Origin of the sequence: Micromonospora sp. DT231 (assembly GCF_049847025.1) — a bacterium.
Classification (GTDB): domain Bacteria; phylum Actinomycetota; class Actinomycetes; order Mycobacteriales; family Micromonosporaceae; genus Micromonospora.
Map to the genome: position 1 here is coordinate 453,589 of NZ_JBNCNO010000001.1, position 16,017 is coordinate 469,605.

The 16,017-nt window shown below is 70.3% G+C and carries 12 protein-coding genes; 10 read left to right on the forward strand and 2 right to left on the reverse strand.

What is annotated here, in order from left to right; translation table 11 throughout:
- Positions 1-125: 125 nt before the first annotated feature.
- Both ACPXBU_RS01900 and ACPXBU_RS01905 read right to left on the reverse strand, forming a co-directional pair.
- Positions 126-1,268: an RNA polymerase sigma factor gene (locus tag ACPXBU_RS01900; protein WP_425755924.1), complete on the reverse strand. Its 1,143-nt coding sequence runs from the start codon at positions 1,266-1,268 to the stop codon at positions 126-128.
- A 7-nt stretch (positions 1,269-1,275) separates the two neighbouring features.
- On the reverse strand, positions 1,276-1,683 hold the full coding sequence (locus ACPXBU_RS01905) for a YciI family protein (protein WP_393369107.1): 408 nt from the start codon (positions 1,681-1,683) through the stop codon (positions 1,276-1,278).
- A 193-nt stretch (positions 1,684-1,876) separates the two neighbouring features.
- Between ACPXBU_RS01905 and ACPXBU_RS01910 the strand changes: the two genes are divergently transcribed.
- The 10 genes from ACPXBU_RS01910 to ACPXBU_RS01955 all read left to right on the forward strand — a co-directional run bounded on the left by ACPXBU_RS01910 (position 1,877) and on the right by ACPXBU_RS01955 (position 16,015).
- A complete protein-coding gene (locus tag ACPXBU_RS01910; RefSeq protein ID WP_393368544.1) occupies positions 1,877-2,332 on the forward strand; it encodes a Fur family transcriptional regulator in 456 nt (151 codons plus the stop codon).
- Complete coding sequence (gene katG / locus ACPXBU_RS01915; protein WP_393368547.1) at positions 2,329-4,605, forward strand: catalase/peroxidase HPI; 2,277 nt, start codon at positions 2,329-2,331, stop codon at positions 4,603-4,605. Before ACPXBU_RS01910 ends, katG begins: the two co-directional genes overlap by 4 nt.
- A 150-nt stretch (positions 4,606-4,755) precedes the next feature.
- On the forward strand, positions 4,756-5,433 hold the full coding sequence (locus ACPXBU_RS01920) for a hypothetical protein (protein ID WP_425755926.1): 678 nt from the start codon (positions 4,756-4,758) through the stop codon (positions 5,431-5,433).
- A 174-nt stretch (positions 5,434-5,607) separates the two neighbouring features.
- Positions 5,608-6,426, forward strand: coding sequence for a basic amino acid ABC transporter substrate-binding protein (locus ACPXBU_RS01925; RefSeq protein ID WP_425755928.1), 819 nt, complete (start codon positions 5,608-5,610; stop codon positions 6,424-6,426).
- A gap of 122 nt (positions 6,427-6,548) precedes the next feature.
- Positions 6,549-7,343, forward strand: a complete 795-nt coding sequence (locus ACPXBU_RS01930; protein ID WP_425755930.1) for an amino acid ABC transporter permease — start codon at positions 6,549-6,551, stop codon at positions 7,341-7,343.
- A gap of 5 nt (positions 7,344-7,348) precedes the next feature.
- The gene (locus ACPXBU_RS01935) at positions 7,349-8,188 is read left to right on the forward strand and encodes an amino acid ABC transporter ATP-binding protein (RefSeq protein ID WP_393368558.1); all 840 of its coding nucleotides are present in this window, start codon (positions 7,349-7,351) and stop codon (positions 8,186-8,188) included.
- A gap of 306 nt (positions 8,189-8,494) precedes the next feature.
- Entirely contained in the window at positions 8,495-9,499 is a 1,005-nt protein-coding gene (locus ACPXBU_RS01940; protein ID WP_425755932.1) for a multicopper oxidase domain-containing protein, read from the forward strand.
- Between the two features lie 23 nt (positions 9,500-9,522).
- The gene (locus ACPXBU_RS01945; RefSeq protein ID WP_425755934.1) at positions 9,523-13,467 is read left to right on the forward strand and encodes a ThuA domain-containing protein; all 3,945 of its coding nucleotides are present in this window, start codon (positions 9,523-9,525) and stop codon (positions 13,465-13,467) included.
- Between the two features lie 8 nt (positions 13,468-13,475).
- Complete coding sequence (locus tag ACPXBU_RS01950) at positions 13,476-15,005, forward strand: OmpL47-type beta-barrel domain-containing protein (RefSeq protein ID WP_425755936.1); 1,530 nt, start codon at positions 13,476-13,478, stop codon at positions 15,003-15,005.
- Positions 15,006-15,037: 32 nt separating this feature from the next.
- Positions 15,038-16,015: a hypothetical protein gene (locus ACPXBU_RS01955; RefSeq protein ID WP_425755938.1), complete on the forward strand. Its 978-nt coding sequence runs from the start codon at positions 15,038-15,040 to the stop codon at positions 16,013-16,015.
- Positions 16,016-16,017 lie beyond the last annotated feature (2 nt).

Consider the following 16,017-nt stretch of genomic DNA (forward strand, 5'->3'; position numbering starts at 1 on the left):
CGATCAGAAGCTGCCGTGCACGTGGGCGTCGTGCGTCGACCGAAGAGGACGCCGGAAACAGTGGCCGGAAACTTCCGGAGACTTTCCGGACCTCAACACCCCGGCAGTCGACAGGCGCGATCCGGTCAGCGGCGGCGGGCGTTGAGTCGGGAGGCCTGCCGGGTCAGGTGGTCGCGCTCGGCCAGGTTGGACGCCTTCCGGGCCGCCTCGGCGTACAGCCGGGCCGCCGTCGCCACACTGCCGTCGCGCTCGTGCAGGTACGCGGCGACCGCCGTGAAGCGGGGCAGCGTGTCATCCAGCGCCGCGAGCGCCGCGAGACCGGCGCGCGCGCCGTCAGCCTCGCCCACGGCCACCGCGCGGTTGAGCCGGACGATCGGGCTGTCGGTCAGCCGCGCGAGTTCGTCGTACCACTCGACGATCTGCACCCAGTCGGTCTCCTCGGCGGTGGGCGCGTCGGCGTGCAGCGCCGCGATGGCGGCCTGGGCCTGGAACTCGCCCAGTCGGTCGCGGGCGAGGGCCGCCTGCAGGATCTCGACGCCCGCGGCGATCGACGCGGTGTCCCATCGGCCGCGGTCCTGCTCGGCCAGCGGCACCAGGCTGCCGTCGGGCCCCTTCCGAGCGGCCCGCCGGGCGTGGTGCAGCAGCATGAGGGCGAGCAGCCCCGCCACCTCGGGGTGGTCGATGGCGGCCGCGAGCTGTTGGGTGAGCCGGATGGCCTCGGCGGCGAGGTCGACGTCGCCGGAGTAGCCCTCGTTGAAGACCAGGTAGAGGACGCGCAGCACGGTGGCGACATCGCCGGGTTGGTCGAACCGCACCCCGGAGACGGTGCGCTTGGCCCGGCTGATGCGCTGCGCCATCGTCGCCTCCGGCACCAGGTAGGCCTGGGCGATCTGGCGGGTGGTCAGCCCACCGACGGCGCGCAGCGTGAGCGCGACCGCGGACGACGGCGTCAGCGACGGGTGGGCGCACAGGAAGTAGAGCTGGAGCGTGTCGTCCACCGCCGGGGTGGGGCCGGGCGGCGGCTCCTCGTCGACGAGGTCCTCGCGTCGGCGGCGGGCCGCGTCCGCTCGGATCGCGTCGAGGAACCGGCGCCAGGCCACGGCGACCAGCCAGCCCTTCGGGTCCCGCGGCGGGTCGGCCGACCAGACGCGGACCGCCTCGACGAGCGCGTCCTGCACGGCGTCCTCGGCCGCCGCGAAGTCGGCTCCGCGGCGGACGAGGACCCCGAGCACGCTCGGCGTGAGGCTCCGGATGAGGGCCTCGTTCATGACCGGGTCACTCCGTGATGGTGGGCGGCTCGGTCAGGAACGGGCGCAGCTCGAGCCACTCGTGGATCGGCTTCCCGTCCTTGCCGGGGGCGGCGGACAGTTCCCCGGCCAGCTCGACGGCTCGCTCGTAACTGTCGACGTCGATCGTCATCCAGCCGGCGATGAGGTCCTTGGTCTCGGCGAACGGGCCGTCGGTGACCGGCGGGCGACCCTCACCGTCGTAGCGCACCCAGGCGCCCTCGGGGGCGAGCGCCTGGCCGTCGACGAACTCGCCGGTCTGCTCCAGCCGTGCCGCGAAATCTCTCATGTACGCCACGTGCGCCGAGATCTCCTGTGGCGTCCACTGATCCATGGGTACGTCGTTGACCCCGGCCGGGCCGCCGCGGTAGTGCTTGAGCAGCAGGTACTTCGCCATCGTGTTCTCCTCGGTGCGGGTGCGGCCGTTCGTGGCCACGTTCACCCCTGGGACGGAGCCGGTCGCCGGTTCTCGACACGGCGCCCGGATTATTTTCCTCTCGCCGCGCGGCGCGGGTGACATCCGTCGACACGGCGGCCCGAAACCGGCCAAAACTTGATTCGTTCCAGAATAGTGAGCTAGTGTTCGCCGGGTGATGTCCGACTTCGAGGCGCAACTGCGGGCCGCCTCGCTGCGGGTGACCCGGCCCCGACTGGCGGTGCTCGCGGCGTTGCGCGACCATCCGCACGTCGGCACCGACGCGGTGATCGCGCTGGTTCGGGCGGATCATCCCACGGTCTCCCACCAAGCGGTGTACGACGTGCTGCGCGTGCTCACCGACGCTGGTCTGGTCCGGCGTATCCAGCCGGCCGGCGCGACCGCCCGCTACGAGTCCCGGGTCGCGGACAACCACCACCATGTCGTGTGCCGCTCCTGCGGCGCGATCGCCGACGTCGAGTGCGCCGTCGGTCACGCCCCCTGTCTCACCGCCTCGGTCGACCACGGTTTCGTGATCGATGAGGCGGAGGTCGTCTACTGGGGCTTCTGTCCCGACTGCGCGACCGAACGCACGCCCCAGAGATCCGCAAGCTCGGAAGGAAGTACATGAGCGACACCCAGGACAACGGCCCCACCAGCGCGCAGGGCGTGGACCAGAAGGCGGCCGCCGGCTGCCCGGTCGCGCACGACTCGGTGACCGCGCACGGCAGCGAGAGCGAGAACCCGGCGATCGACTCGCCGACTCCCAAGACCGGCGGTCGTCCGCGCACCAACCGGGACTGGTGGCCCAACCAGCTCGACCTCTCGGTGTTGCACGCCCACTCGTCCAAGGGCAACCCGCTGGGGGAGGACTTCAGCTACGCCAGGGAGTTCGCCAAGCTCGACGTCGAGGCCCTCAAGCGGGACATCACCGAGGTCCTCACCACCTCGCAGGACTGGTGGCCGGCCGACTTCGGCCACTACGGCGGCCTGATGATCCGGATGAGCTGGCACGCCGCCGGCACGTACCGCATCGAGGACGGCCGGGGCGGTGCCGGCGACGGCGGTCAGCGGTTCGCGCCTCTGAACAGCTGGCCGGACAACGCCAACCTGGACAAGGCCCGCCGGCTGCTGTGGCCGGTCAAGCAGAAGTACGGCCAGCAGATCTCGTGGGCCGACCTGCTCGTGCTCGCCGGTAACGTCGCCCTGGAGTCGATGGGCTTCAAGACCTTCGGCTTCGGCTTCGGTCGCGAGGACGTCTGGGAGCCCGAGGAGATCTTCTGGGGCCCGGAGGACACCTGGCTCGGCGATGAGCGCTACGCCTCCGAGAAGGAGATGGCGGCCGGCGTCGGTTCCACCGAGATGGGCCTCATCTACGTCAACCCGGAGGGTCCTCGCGGCAACGCGGACCCGGCCGCGGCGGCGCACTTCATCCGCGAGACCTTCGGCCGGATGGCCATGAACGACGAGGAGACCGTCGCCCTCATCGCCGGTGGCCACACCTTCGGCAAGACCCACGGCGCCGCCGTCGCCGACAACCACGTGGGCCCGGAGCCCGAGGGCGCCCCGCTGGAGGCGCAGGGCCTGGGTTGGCTGAACACCCACGGCAGCGGCAAGGGCGCCGACACGATCACCAGCGGTCTCGAGGTGACGTGGACCGACGTGCCGACCCAGTGGAGCAACCGCTTCTTCGAGATCCTGTTCGGCTACGAGTGGGAGCTCACCACCAGCCCGGGTGGCGCGAAGCAGTGGGTCGCCAAGGACGCCGAGGCGATCATCCCGGACCCGTTCGACCCGGCCAGGAAGCACCGGCCGACGATGCTCACGACGGACCTGTCGCTGCGCGTCGACCCGGCGTACGAGAAGATCTCGCGCCGCTTCCTGGAGAACCCCGACCAGTTCGCGTTGGCCTTCGCCAAGGCCTGGTACAAGCTGCTGCACCGCGACATGGGCCCGATCGAGCGTTTCCTCGGGCCGTGGGTGGCGGAGCCGCAGTTGTGGCAGGACCCGGTGCCGGCCGTGGACCACGAGCTGGTGGGTGACGCCGACGTCGCCGCGCTCAAGGCGAAGATCCTGGACTCCGGTCTGACGACCGCTCAGCTGGTCTCCACCGCCTGGGCGTCCGCCGCGAGCTTCCGCCACACCGACAAGCGGGGCGGCGCCAACGGGGCGCGGATCCGTCTGGAGCCGCAGCGCAGCTGGGAGGTCAACCAGCCCGAGCAGCTGGCGACCGTCCTGAAGGCGCTGGAGGGCATCCAGCGGGAGTTCAACGAGGCCGGCGGCGCGAAGATCTCGCTCGCCGACCTGATCGTGCTGGCCGGGTCGGCCGCCGTCGAGAAGGCGGCCCGGGACGCCGGCGTCGAGGTGACCGTGCCGTTCCGGGCGGGTCGCACCGACGCCACCCAGGAGCAGACCGACACCGACTCGTTCCGGGTCCTGGAGCCGCGGGCCGACGGTTTCCGCAACTACCTGCGTCCGGGTGAGAAGACCCAGCCGGAGGTGCTCCTCGTCGACCGGGCCTACATGCTCAACCTGACCGCGCCGGAGATGACGGTCCTCGTCGGCGGTCTGCGGTCGCTCGGCGCCAACACCGGTGGCAGCCAGCACGGTGTCCTCACCGACCGGCCGGGTGTGCTCACCAACGACTTCTTCGCCAACCTGCTCTCCCCGGGCACCCGGTGGAGCGCGTCGAAGTCCGACGAGCACGTGTACGAGATCCGCGACCTGGCCACCGACGAGGTGAAGTGGACCGCCACCGCGGTCGACCTCATCTTCGGTTCCAACTCGCAGCTGCGCGCCCTCGCGGAGGTCTACGCCAGCCAGGACGCCCGCGACAAGTTCGTGGCCGACTTCGTGACCGCCTGGACCAAGGTCATGGAGCTGGACCGGTTCGACATCGCCTGACAGCCGGACACCGACGAGCCCCGGCCGATCGCCATCGGCCGGGGCTCGTCGGGCTCGGCGGCGTCACCTCGATGCCGGCGGCGCTATCGACGGGCGTCACGTGTGGCGGCTAACCTGTGGCCCCACACACCATCGATGTGAGGAGATGCGATGGCGCGTCGCACCGGCCGGCCCTCCTACCTGTCGGACAAGCCCGACGTGCGTCGTCGCCGTACGGTGCGCCTCGTGGCGGTCACCGCGGCGATCGCGCTCGTCACCGCCCTGGTGGGTGGGCTGATCGGCTACCAGGTGGGGCGACCGGACGCCGTCGAGGCGTCCATCGCGTCCATCAAAGAGGCCGACGCCAAGCGGGACGCTCAGCAGATCGTGGAGCTGACGGAGACGGCCCGCACGGTCAGCGGCCAGGTGGCTCCGATCCTGACCGCCCTCAAGACGGAGACGTCAGCCGGCCGCGCGCCGGACCCCGAGCAGGCCAAGCGGTGGCAGGAGACCATGCGGGAAGCCGCCAAGCCGTTCGCCGACCCGCCGTCGGGGTCCACCGCCACGAACGTGGCGCGAGGTGGGCTGCGCGGGGCGATCCAGCAGGCGTCCCTGGCCGTCGACTCCTACGCGCTGGCCGCCAGCGTGCCGGCGGCACAACGCGCGGCCCTGTTGGACATCACCGCGCGGCAGGCGGCCGAGGCCGTCACGAGCTGGTCGGTCGCGGCGACCCAGCTCGACCAGGTGAGCGTCGACGCCGGCCACGGCCATCAACACGTGTTCCTCACCACAGACCCCGAAGGATCGGCCTTCACCCCGGACGGGGCGCCCGAGGGCACCGGCGGTTGAGGGCTCGTTGCTGCTCGGGTGTCGGGTTTCGCGGCGGCCGCCGCTGGCCCGTCGGTCGAGCGGCCCGGCGTCATCTGGGACCGGCTCGCTGAAATCGGGTACCGTCGCCTGTCTCAAGTCTCAGCACCAACCTGGCTTCCGGTGACCGGTGAGCCGAACCGGAGGGACACAGCCGTGAGGTTCCAGAACGCTGTTCGGCAGGCCGGACTCGTCGTGGCGGTCGCCGCCCTCGCCGTGACGGCGGGATGCGCCAAGAAGGACGACAGTGAGGTCCAGGCGAGCGGGGTCAAGCTGGTCCAGGCGGGCAAGCTGACCGTCTGCACCCACCTGCCGTACCCGCCGTTCCAGTCCAAGGACGCCAGCGGCACGGTGACCGGCTTCGACGTCGAGATCATGGACCTGGTGGCCAAGGACCTGGGCGTCGCGCAGACGATCATCGACACCCCGTTCGAGGGGATCAAGTCCGGTCAGGACCTGAACACCGGCAAGTGCGACGCGGCAGCCGCCGGCATGACGATCACCGCGGAGCGGCAGAAGGTCATGAACTTCTCCGACCCGTACTTCGACGCCACCCAGGCGATGCTTGTGAAGACCGGCAAGGCGTACAAGTCGCTCGACGACCTCCGGGGCAAGAAGGTCGGCGTCCAGGCGGCCACCACCGGTCGCGACTACGCCAAGAAGTTCGAGGCGGAGAAGGGCCTCAAGCTCGTCGAGTTCGAGGATCTCGCCGCCGAGCAGCAGGCCGTAGCCAACGGTCAGGTCGAGGCCGCCATCAACGACCTGCCGGTCTGGAGCGAGTACCTCAAGAAGAACCCGGGCGGGTTCCAGGTGGCCGCCGAGTTCGACACCGGCGAGCAGTACGGCTTCTCGGTGAAGAAGGACGGCAACCCGGAACTGCTCAAGAAGATCAACGAGGCGCTGGCCAAGGCCAAGCAGGACGGCTCCTACGACACGATCTACGAGAAGTGGATCGGCAAGCGGCCGAGCGCGTGAGAACGGCTTCCAGCAGCGGGGCGCGTGTCAGGCGCGTCCAGCCGCAGAGCGCGCGTCCGCGCACTCAACAGCAGAGCGCGCGTCCTGCGCGTCGGTAACCTTCGGGAAGGCAACGAGCGAACGTGAAGCTGCGACGCCGCCAGCGGGAGCGGCTGTCCCTCGGGCTGCAGTACCTGGTCTTCATCGCCATCATCGCCGCGGTGCTCTTCGCCGCGGACTGGGACCGGTTGGCCGACGCGTTCTTCCGCGTCGACATCATCACGTCGATGTTCCCGACGATCATCACCGTCGCGTTGCGCAACACGGTGCTCTACACGCTCGGCGCGTTCGCCTTCGGCCTCGTGTTCGGCACCGTCCTCGCGCTGATGCGGCTGTCCCGGGTCGCGCCGTACCGCTGGCTGTCGACGGCGTACATCGAGCTGTTCCGGGGCCTGCCCGCGCTGCTGGTGCTCTTCCTCGTCGGGTACGGGATCCCCATCGCCTTTCCCGAGCGGGAGATTCCGGGCGGTGTGTTCGGCTCGATCGCGATCGGTCTCGGCCTGACCGCCGCGGCGTACATGGCGGAGACCATCCGGGCCGGCATCCAGGCCGTGCCGAAGGGACAGATGGAGGCGGCCCGTACCCTCGGCATGTCGCACTTCACCGCCATGCGCACGATCGTCGTCCCGCAGGCGTTCCGGATCGTGATCCCACCGCTGACGAACGAACTCATCCTCCTCACCAAGGACTCGTCGCTGGCGTACGTGCTCGGTGTGACGGCGCAGACCATCGAGGTCACCAAGTTCGGTCGGGACATGCTGAACGACCGGGTGAACGCCACCCCGCTGCTGGTGGCCGGTCTCGCCTACCTGATCATCACCCTGCCGCTGTCCCAGGTGGTCCGCCGCCTCGAACTGCGCTACGCCAAGGCCCGGTGACCCGCATGACGAGCACGAAACCGCGTCCGGCCGTCGAGATCCGCGACCTGCACAAGTCCTTCGGGCCGCTCGAGGTGCTCAAGGGCATCGACTTCGAGGTCGGCCAGGGCGAGGTGGTCTGCGTGATCGGGCCGTCCGGGTCCGGTAAGTCGACGCTGCTGCGCTGCGTCGACCTCCTCGAAGAGCCGACGGCCGGCAGGATCTGGGTCAACGGGGTCGAGATGACCGACCCGGACGTCGAGATCGACGCGGTGCGCCGCGGCATCGGCATGGTCTTCCAGGCGTTCAACCTCTTCCCGCACCTGACCGTGCTGAACAACCTCACCATCGCCCAGCGCCGGGTGCTGCGGCGCGGCCGGGCCGAGGCCGAGCGCGTCGCTCGGGCCAACCTGGACCGCGTCGGGCTGACCGACAAGGCCGACGCGTTCCCGGCGCAACTCTCCGGTGGACAGCAGCAGCGGGCGGCGATCGCCCGGTCCCTGTCGATGGAGCCGAAGCTGATGCTCTTCGACGAGCCGACCTCGGCGCTCGACCCGGAGTTGGTCGGCGACGTGCTCACCGTCATGCGCAAGTTGGCCGAGGACGGCATGACGATGATGGTGGTGACGCACGAGATGGCGTTCGCCCGTGACGTCGCCGACCGGGTCGTGTTCATGGACGGGGGTGTGGTGGTCGAGCAGGGGCCGCCGCAGGAGCTGCTCGGCAACCCGAAGCACGAACGGACCCGTGCGTTCCTCTCCCGGGTCCTCGACCCGACCCGTGTCGCGCAGCTCGGTCAGCCCGAGCAGTCGCCGGAGCCGCCGCAGGCGCCGGGCCTGCCGGCCGACGACCGCCACCAGCTCTGACGCCCCTTTTCGTACGCCTGTCCGCCGGGCTGCCCCATCGAGGGCAGCCCGGCGTCGTGCGGTGTGCGCAGGCTCTGTGTCAGGATCATGTCAATCGAAGTACGTCGTAATGTCAAGGTAAACTTTTTGCAATCAGACCTGGACTTTCGTCGATGGACTACATAAGTTTCAGACATCCACCGAAAGCTCTGAGTCTTCCGAGCAAAGTCCGCGACGAGCCTCACCTCAGTCGTGCTGCCGCCCCGTGCTCGGCGGTCGTTGCACCCTGCCCTCGTCGCGTCTTCGCCCGGTCGGGAACGGAGACCCATGGACGATCACGCCACTGGCTCCCCTCGTCACCTGTCCCGCAGATCCCTGATCGCCACCGGGGCGCTCGCCGCCGGTGCGCTGGGGGCGGCCGCCCCCGCGATCGGCACCGCGTTCGGCCCCAGCCCCGCCCGGGCTGCCGCCGGCGTCACGAAGAAGGTCACCATCTACGCCGAGCAGTTGCCCGGCGGCCTGTTCGGCTACGGTCTGGCGCCCGGCCAGGCCACCGTGCCGGGTCCGCTCCTGGAGATCTACGAGGGTGACACCCTGGAGATCACCCTGGTCAACACCACGAACCAACGGCTCTCCATCCATCCGCACGGGGTGGACTACAGCACCGACTCGGACGGCAGTCCGCTGAACGCCTCGTTCAACAACCCGGGCGAGACGCGCACGTACGTCTGGCGCTCGCGGGAGATGGTCGCCGCGGCGGGCCGCCGGTTCATGCCGGGCAGTGCCGGCTACTGGCACTACCACGACCACGCCATGGGCACCGACCACGGCACCGCAGGGGTGGCCAAGGGGCTGTACGGCGCGCTGATCGTCCGCCGTCGCGGCGACATCCTGCCGGAGAGGCAGTTCACTGTCGTGTTCCACGACATGATGATCAACAACCGGATGGCACCGGAGACGCCGATGTTCGAGGCGAACCTGGGCCAGCGGGTGGAGTGGGTCGCCATCGGCCACGGCAACCTGTTCCACACCTTCCACCTGCACGCGCACCGCTGGGCGGACAACCGCACCGGAATGCTGGAGGGACCGAGCGACCCGAGCCTGGTCATCGACAACAAGGACCTCAACCCGGGCAGCTCGTTCGGCTTCCAGGTGCTGGCCGGCGAGGGCGTCGGACCGGGAGCGTGGATGTACCACTGCCACGTGCAGAACCACTCCGACGGCGGCATGGCCGGGATCTTCCTGGTGCGCAACGCCGACGGCAGCATGCCACCGGGCGCCGAGGAGGCGATCCACCGGTTCCAGGGCCACACCCACACGCACGCAGGCTGACCCAACCGAAAGTGGGGACGGGGATGACCAGACAACCACGACGACTCCTTGCCGCGATAGCGGCCTTCGCGGCACTGATCCCGGCGTCGACGGCGGCAGCCGCACCGGGAGCGGCGGCCGCGCCCCGAACGGCGGCCGCCCCGCAGGCGGCGCGGACCGCGGTCCTCGTGTTCCACGGCCCGGTGGCCGAGCAGCAGGACCCGGTGACCCGCGCGGTGGACACCATCAAACAGCTTGGCGCCAGTCATGACATCGATGTCACGGTCACCACGGACCCGGGCGTGTTCACCGCGACCGGGCTGTCCGCGTACCGCAGCGTGGTCTTTCTCTCCGCGACGGGCGCCGCGCTCAACCGCGACCAGGAGTCGGCGCTACAGAGCTACCTGAAGGCCGGTGGCGGCTTCGTCGGCATCGCCGACGCCGCCCGCGCCCAGGTCGACTCGGCCTGGTTCACCGGCCTGATCGGCACCCGCCCGGCGGGTGCCATTCCGGTGGCCGAGCCGGTGGCCGCGGTGACCGCCAGCGGCGAGAACCCGCCGACCGAGACCAAGGAGAAGCTGACCGACGGCGACGCCAACACCAAGTGGCTGGTCCGCACCCCGACGGCCTGGGTGGCGTACCAACTGGCCGCGCCCACACGGATCACCGGGTACGCGCTGACGTCGGCCAACGACTTCGTCGGGCGGGACCCGAAGGACTGGACCCTGCAGGGTTCCACCGACGGGCAGAACTGGTCCGATCTGGACCGGCGCACCAACCAGACCTTCGGGGACCGGTTGCAGACCCGCCGGTTCGACATCGCCACGCCGCAGGAGTTCACCCGCTACCGGCTGAACATCACCGCCAACAGCGGCGAGCCGCTGATCCAGCTCGCCGACCTGCGCCTGTTCACCGGCACGGCCACCGCGCCGCCGCCGACCCCCGTGAACCGGGCGGTGGTCGACATCCTGGACCGCGAACACCCGGCCACCGCGTCGCTGCCGATGACCATCACCCGGTCCGACCGCTGGGACAACTGGGACCCGAACCCGATCGGCAGCGTGCACACGCTCGCCCAGGTCGAAGAGCGGCACTACGACCCGGGGCCGGGAGCCAACGGCCCGTTCCACCCGGTGTCCTGGTGCCGGGACTACGACGGAGGCCGCTCGTTCTACACCGGCATGGGCCACACCGAGGGCAGCTACGGTGAGGAGGCGTTCCGCGCGCACCTCGCCGGGGCGCTCAACTGGACCACCGGTCGCGTACGCGGCGACTGCCAGGCCACGATCGCCGCGAACTACAAGGTGGAGCGACTCACCGCGGCCAACCAGACCGGGCAGCTCGACCAGATCGGCGAGCCGCACGGGCTCACCATCGCGCCGGACGGCACGGTCTTCTACGTCGGCAAGGCGGCCTGCCCGAGTGGCCCGATCGCGGACTGGAACGACCCGAAGGTCGGCCTGGGCTGCGGCACCATCCACTCCTGGGACCCGCGGACCAAGCAGGTCAAACTGCTCACCACCCTGGAGGTGATGGGCAACCGGGGCAGCGGCTCCGAGTTGGTGAAGAACGAGGAGGGCCTGCTCGGCATCGTGCCCGACCCCGCCTTCGCCGACAACGGGTGGCTCTACGTCTACTGGATGCCGCACGAGTCGATCGACCGGGTGCAGCGGGTCGGGCAGCGCACCGTCTCGCGGTTCACCTACGACCGTGCGGCGCAGAGCATCGACCAGGCCAGTCGCAAGGACCTGCTGAAGTTCCCGGTGCAGATCCACAGTTGCTGCCACGCCGGCGGCGGAATGGCGTTCGACGCCAAGGGCAACCTCTACGTCGGCTCCGGCGACAACAACTCCTCCGAGGGATCGCAGGGCTACTCCGGCAACAACTGGACCCAGGAGTACCAGGGCATCTCCTTCCAGGACGCCCGCCGCACCTCGGGCAACACGAACGACCTCGCCGGCAAGATCATCCGGATTCACCCGGAGGCCGACGGCACCTACACCATCCCGGAGGGCAACCTCTTCCCGCCGGGCACCGAGAAGACCCGCCCGGAGATCTACGTGATGGGCGTGCGCAACATCGCCCGCCTGCAGATCGACCCGGAGCACCAGTGGCTGACCGCCGGCTGGGTCGGCCCGGACGCCGCGTCGCCCAGTCCCACCCTCGGCCCGGCCAAGTACGAGACCGCCACCATCATCACCTCGGCCGGCAACCAGGGCTGGCCGTACTGCATGGGCAACCGGCAGCCGTACCGGGACCGCAGCAGCACCGACGCGAGCGTGCTGACCGGCTGGTACGACTGCGACAACCTGAAGAACACCTCCCCGCGCAACACCGGACTCGTGGACATCCCGGCGGCCCGGGACAACATGATCTGGTATTCGCCGGACGGCGGCGGCCCGGTCTTCCCGAAGCGCGCCGACGGCAGCGGCCTGCCCACCTACGTCGCGGCCGACGCCACCTACACGCAGCCGTACCTGCGCGGCGGCGGGCAGGCCATCATGTCCGGCCCCACCTACCACCGCGACCGGGTCGACCCGAACAGCACTGTGGCGTGGCCGGCGTACTGGGACGAGAAGTGGTTCATCGGCGACCAGTCGAACGCCGCCAACCGGGTCGCGGTCACCGTCGACGAGGCCGGAGTGCCGACGGCAGCCCCGCCGGTCTACGCCGAGACGCTGCGCGCCATCATCCCGAGCGGCAACGGCGACACCCGCCTGCAGAGCTGGATGGACGCCAAGTTTGGCCCGGACGGCGCGCTCTACCTGCTGGACTACGGAGGCGGGTTCTTCAGCCTGCACCCCAACCAGAAGCTCATCCGGATCACCTACACCGGCGGCGCGCCCACCCCGGCACCGGCGGCGACCTCCGTGGCCGTCCAGAACAAGCCCCTGACCATCGCCTTCGACGGCGCGCGCTCCGGCGGCGTCAGCCACCGGTGGGAGTTCGGCGACGGCGCCACGTCGACCGAGGCAAACCCCCGGCACACGTACGCCAGGGTCGGCACCTACACCGCGAAACTGACTGTCACGTACGCCGACGGTGAGACGGCGACGGTGCAGACCACTGTCACGGTGGGCTGCGCGGTCCCGGACGACCGGCAGAACGTGTGGCTCGACGACACGGACACCGGGGTGCCCAGCCGCACGGTCGGGCAGGGCTGCACGGTCAACGACCTGATCGACGACGAGAGCACCTGGGCCGACCACAACAGTTTCGTCCGCCACGTGACCGCGGTGACCCGCGCGCTCCAGGACGACGGTCTGCTCAACGCCCGCGAGAGCGGCACGCTGACCCGGCTGGCCGCCGCGTCCGAGATCGGGCGCAACGGACACACCGGGTACGAGCCACTCTTCGACGGCACCGCCGAGTCGCTGCGCGGCTGGCAGCAGGCGCCGACGGGATCGTTCAGCATCCAGCCGGACGGGTCGCTGCGCTCCAGCGGCGGCCTCGGCATGCTCTGGCACACGAAGGAACTGGCCGACTTCTCGCTGAGGCTGCAGTTCCGCGACATCGCCCCCGGCACCGGACGGGCCAACACCGGCGTCTTCATCAGGTTCCCGGACCTGCGAACCCCGCTCGACCAGCGGCCACCGGACAGCTGCGGCACCGTCGGGTCGGCCCGGACCTCGCCGGCCTGGATGGCCATCTACTGCGGACACGAGATCCAGATCTACGACGGTGAGACAGGCGAGCCGCAGAAGACCGGCTCGGTCTACAACTTCGACCCGGTGCCGCTCGCCCAGGCCGGCGTCACCCCGAAGAACGAGTGGAACGACTACGAGATCCGCGTGGTCGGCCAGCACTACACGATGATCCGCAACGGCGTGGTGATCAACGAGTTCGACAACACGCCGGGCAAGCAGTCCTCCCGTGCCGGCGATCCGCCGACCGACCTGCGGCAGTTCCTCAGCGGCTTCATCGGTCTGCAGAACCACGGTGACAACGACCTGGCCGAGTTCCGCAACATCCGCGCGCGGGAACTCTAGGAGAAACGATGACCCGACGACTCACGGCCGCGCTGTCGGCGCTCCTGCTCACGGTGATCCCGATTGCCGCCAAGCCCGCCAGCGCCGCCCCGCGCGTCGCCGCGGACCAGGTGTTGACCTGGACCGCCGACGACAACACCACCCGCTACAAGTCCGCCCCCGCCCAGGCGGTGGCCGGCGCGACCACAATCATCTGGGAGAACAGCGCGGCCACCGGCAACACCACCGGGATGCCGCACACGCTCACCTTCGACACCAGCACCGAGGGCTACAACCACGACGTCACGCTCAACATCCTGGCCAACCCGTTCGACGCCAACGACGGCCGCCACCAGGCGACGGTGACCCTGACCCCGGGCCGGTACCGCTACTTCTGCTCGATCCCGGGCCACAGCCAGATGGTCGGCGAACTGGTGGTCACCGACGGCGGAGGTGGCGGCGATACCACCGCGCCGACCGTCGACGCCGCCGTCTCGGGTGACCGCGACGGCGACGGCAACTACCTCGGCGCGGCCACGGTGACCGTGACGGCCACCGACGCCGACTCCGGTGTGGCCACCGTCGAGTACCAGGTCGACGACACCACCTTCCAGCCGTACACCCAGCCGGTGCGGGTGACCGCGATTGGCGACCACTCGGTGCAGTTCCGCGCCACCGACCAGGCCGGCAACACCAGCGCGGTCGGCTCGGTGTCGTTCCGGATCGTCGAACCGACCGAGGAGGACACCACCGCGCCGGTGGTCACGGCCACGCCGACCGGCGAGCAGGACGGCGACGGCAACTACATCGGTACGGCCACCGTCACGCTGGCCGCCACCGATGCCGGGTCCGGCGTCGCCACCATCGAGTACGCGCTGGACGGGGGAGCCTTCACCGCGTACGCGAACCCGATCGTCGTGACCACCGTGGGCATGCACATGCTGCACTACCGGGCCACCGACGTCGCCGGAAACACGTCGGCCGAGCAGATGCTCCACCTCACCGTCGTGGAGCCGCAGGCCGAGGACACCACCCCACCCACTGTCGCCGCCACCGTGGCGGGCGACCAGAACGACGACGGCGCGTACGTCGGCGGCGCGACAGTCACCGTCACCGCCAGCGATGACGGCTCGGGTGTGGCGTCGATCGAGTACGCGCTCGACACCGGTGGCTGGACCGCGTACGCCGGCCCGGTCGCCGTCCGGACGGTCGGTGCGCACACCCTGCGGTACCGGGCGACCGACACCGCGGGGAACACCGCCACCGAACAGTCGGCCACGTTCACGGTGGTGGCCGACGGCACCGACGGCTGCCCCGCGTCGGACACCCGGGCCACGGTGATCATCGACGGTGACGACACCGGAGTGGCGAACGTCGACACCGGCGACGGCTGCACCGTCAACGATCTGATCGACGAACACGCCGACTACCCCGGCCACGCCGCGTTCGTCCGGCACGTCGAGGCGGTCACCGCCGCGCTCGTGACCGGCGGCACGCTCAACCGGCGGCAGCAGGGCGCCATCGTCCGGGCCGCGGCCCGATCGGACGTCGGCGCATGAGTCCTCGAACCTCATCGACAGGGAGTACAACGATGCCCGGACGTACCGTCGCCAAGCTGGCCACCGTGAGCGCCGTCGTCGCCGCCTCGGTGTTCGCGGTGGCGCCCACCGCACACGCCGACCTGGTCACCCACTGCATCGGCACCGGCGGTGCCGTGACCGTGCCCAACGACCTGCTCGTGCCGGCCGGCGAGTCCTGCGCGCTGACCGGCACCACGATCACCGGCAACGTCACAGTCGCGGCCGGCGCCAACCTGGTGGTCGCCGGTGGCCGGGTCAGCGGTGAGGTACGCGTCGCCGCGGACGGCTACCTCGACGCCACCGAGACGACGATCGACGGTCAGGTGGTGTTGGCCGCCGGCGGCTACGGCGTCTTCCTCAAGGATGCCAGCAGCGGCAACGTGACGGTGCGGCCGAAGGGCACCGCGACCGTCGACAGCTTCCTGTTCGTGGAGCAGTCGACGATCGCCGGGACGGTCACCGCGGGCGCCGGTGAGGTCCGGCTCGACCGGGGCACCCAGGTGCAGCGCAACCTCAGCAGCACCGGCACCTACTACACCGACGTGCACGACTCGTTCGTCGACGGCACGCTGTCGGTGCTGAACAGCGCCACCGGCAGCGTGGTGTGCGGCAGCGCGGTCCGCGGTCGGGCCACCTTCGCCGGCAACCTGGGTGGTGTGCAGCTCGGCCCGAACGGCACCCTCGACAGTTGCGCCTCCGGCGGCTACTGGGGCACGGACGTCAGCGTCACCAACACCACCGGCGGTGTCACCGTCGACGACAACATCATCAACGGTGGGTTGACCGTGACGTCCAACGACCCGGCCGCCCAGGTGGCCGCGAACAACCGGATCCGTGGCGGCGTGACAGGTGAGCAGGCGGCGGCGAGCAGCAACCGGGCGGCCCGGGTGGCCGCCCCGGACCGCGAGGAGGCTGGCGACGAGCGGGCTGAGCTTCGCCGTACCTCGGCGGTCCAGGAGGCCACCGAGGCCGGCGCCGCCCGGCTCTAGTC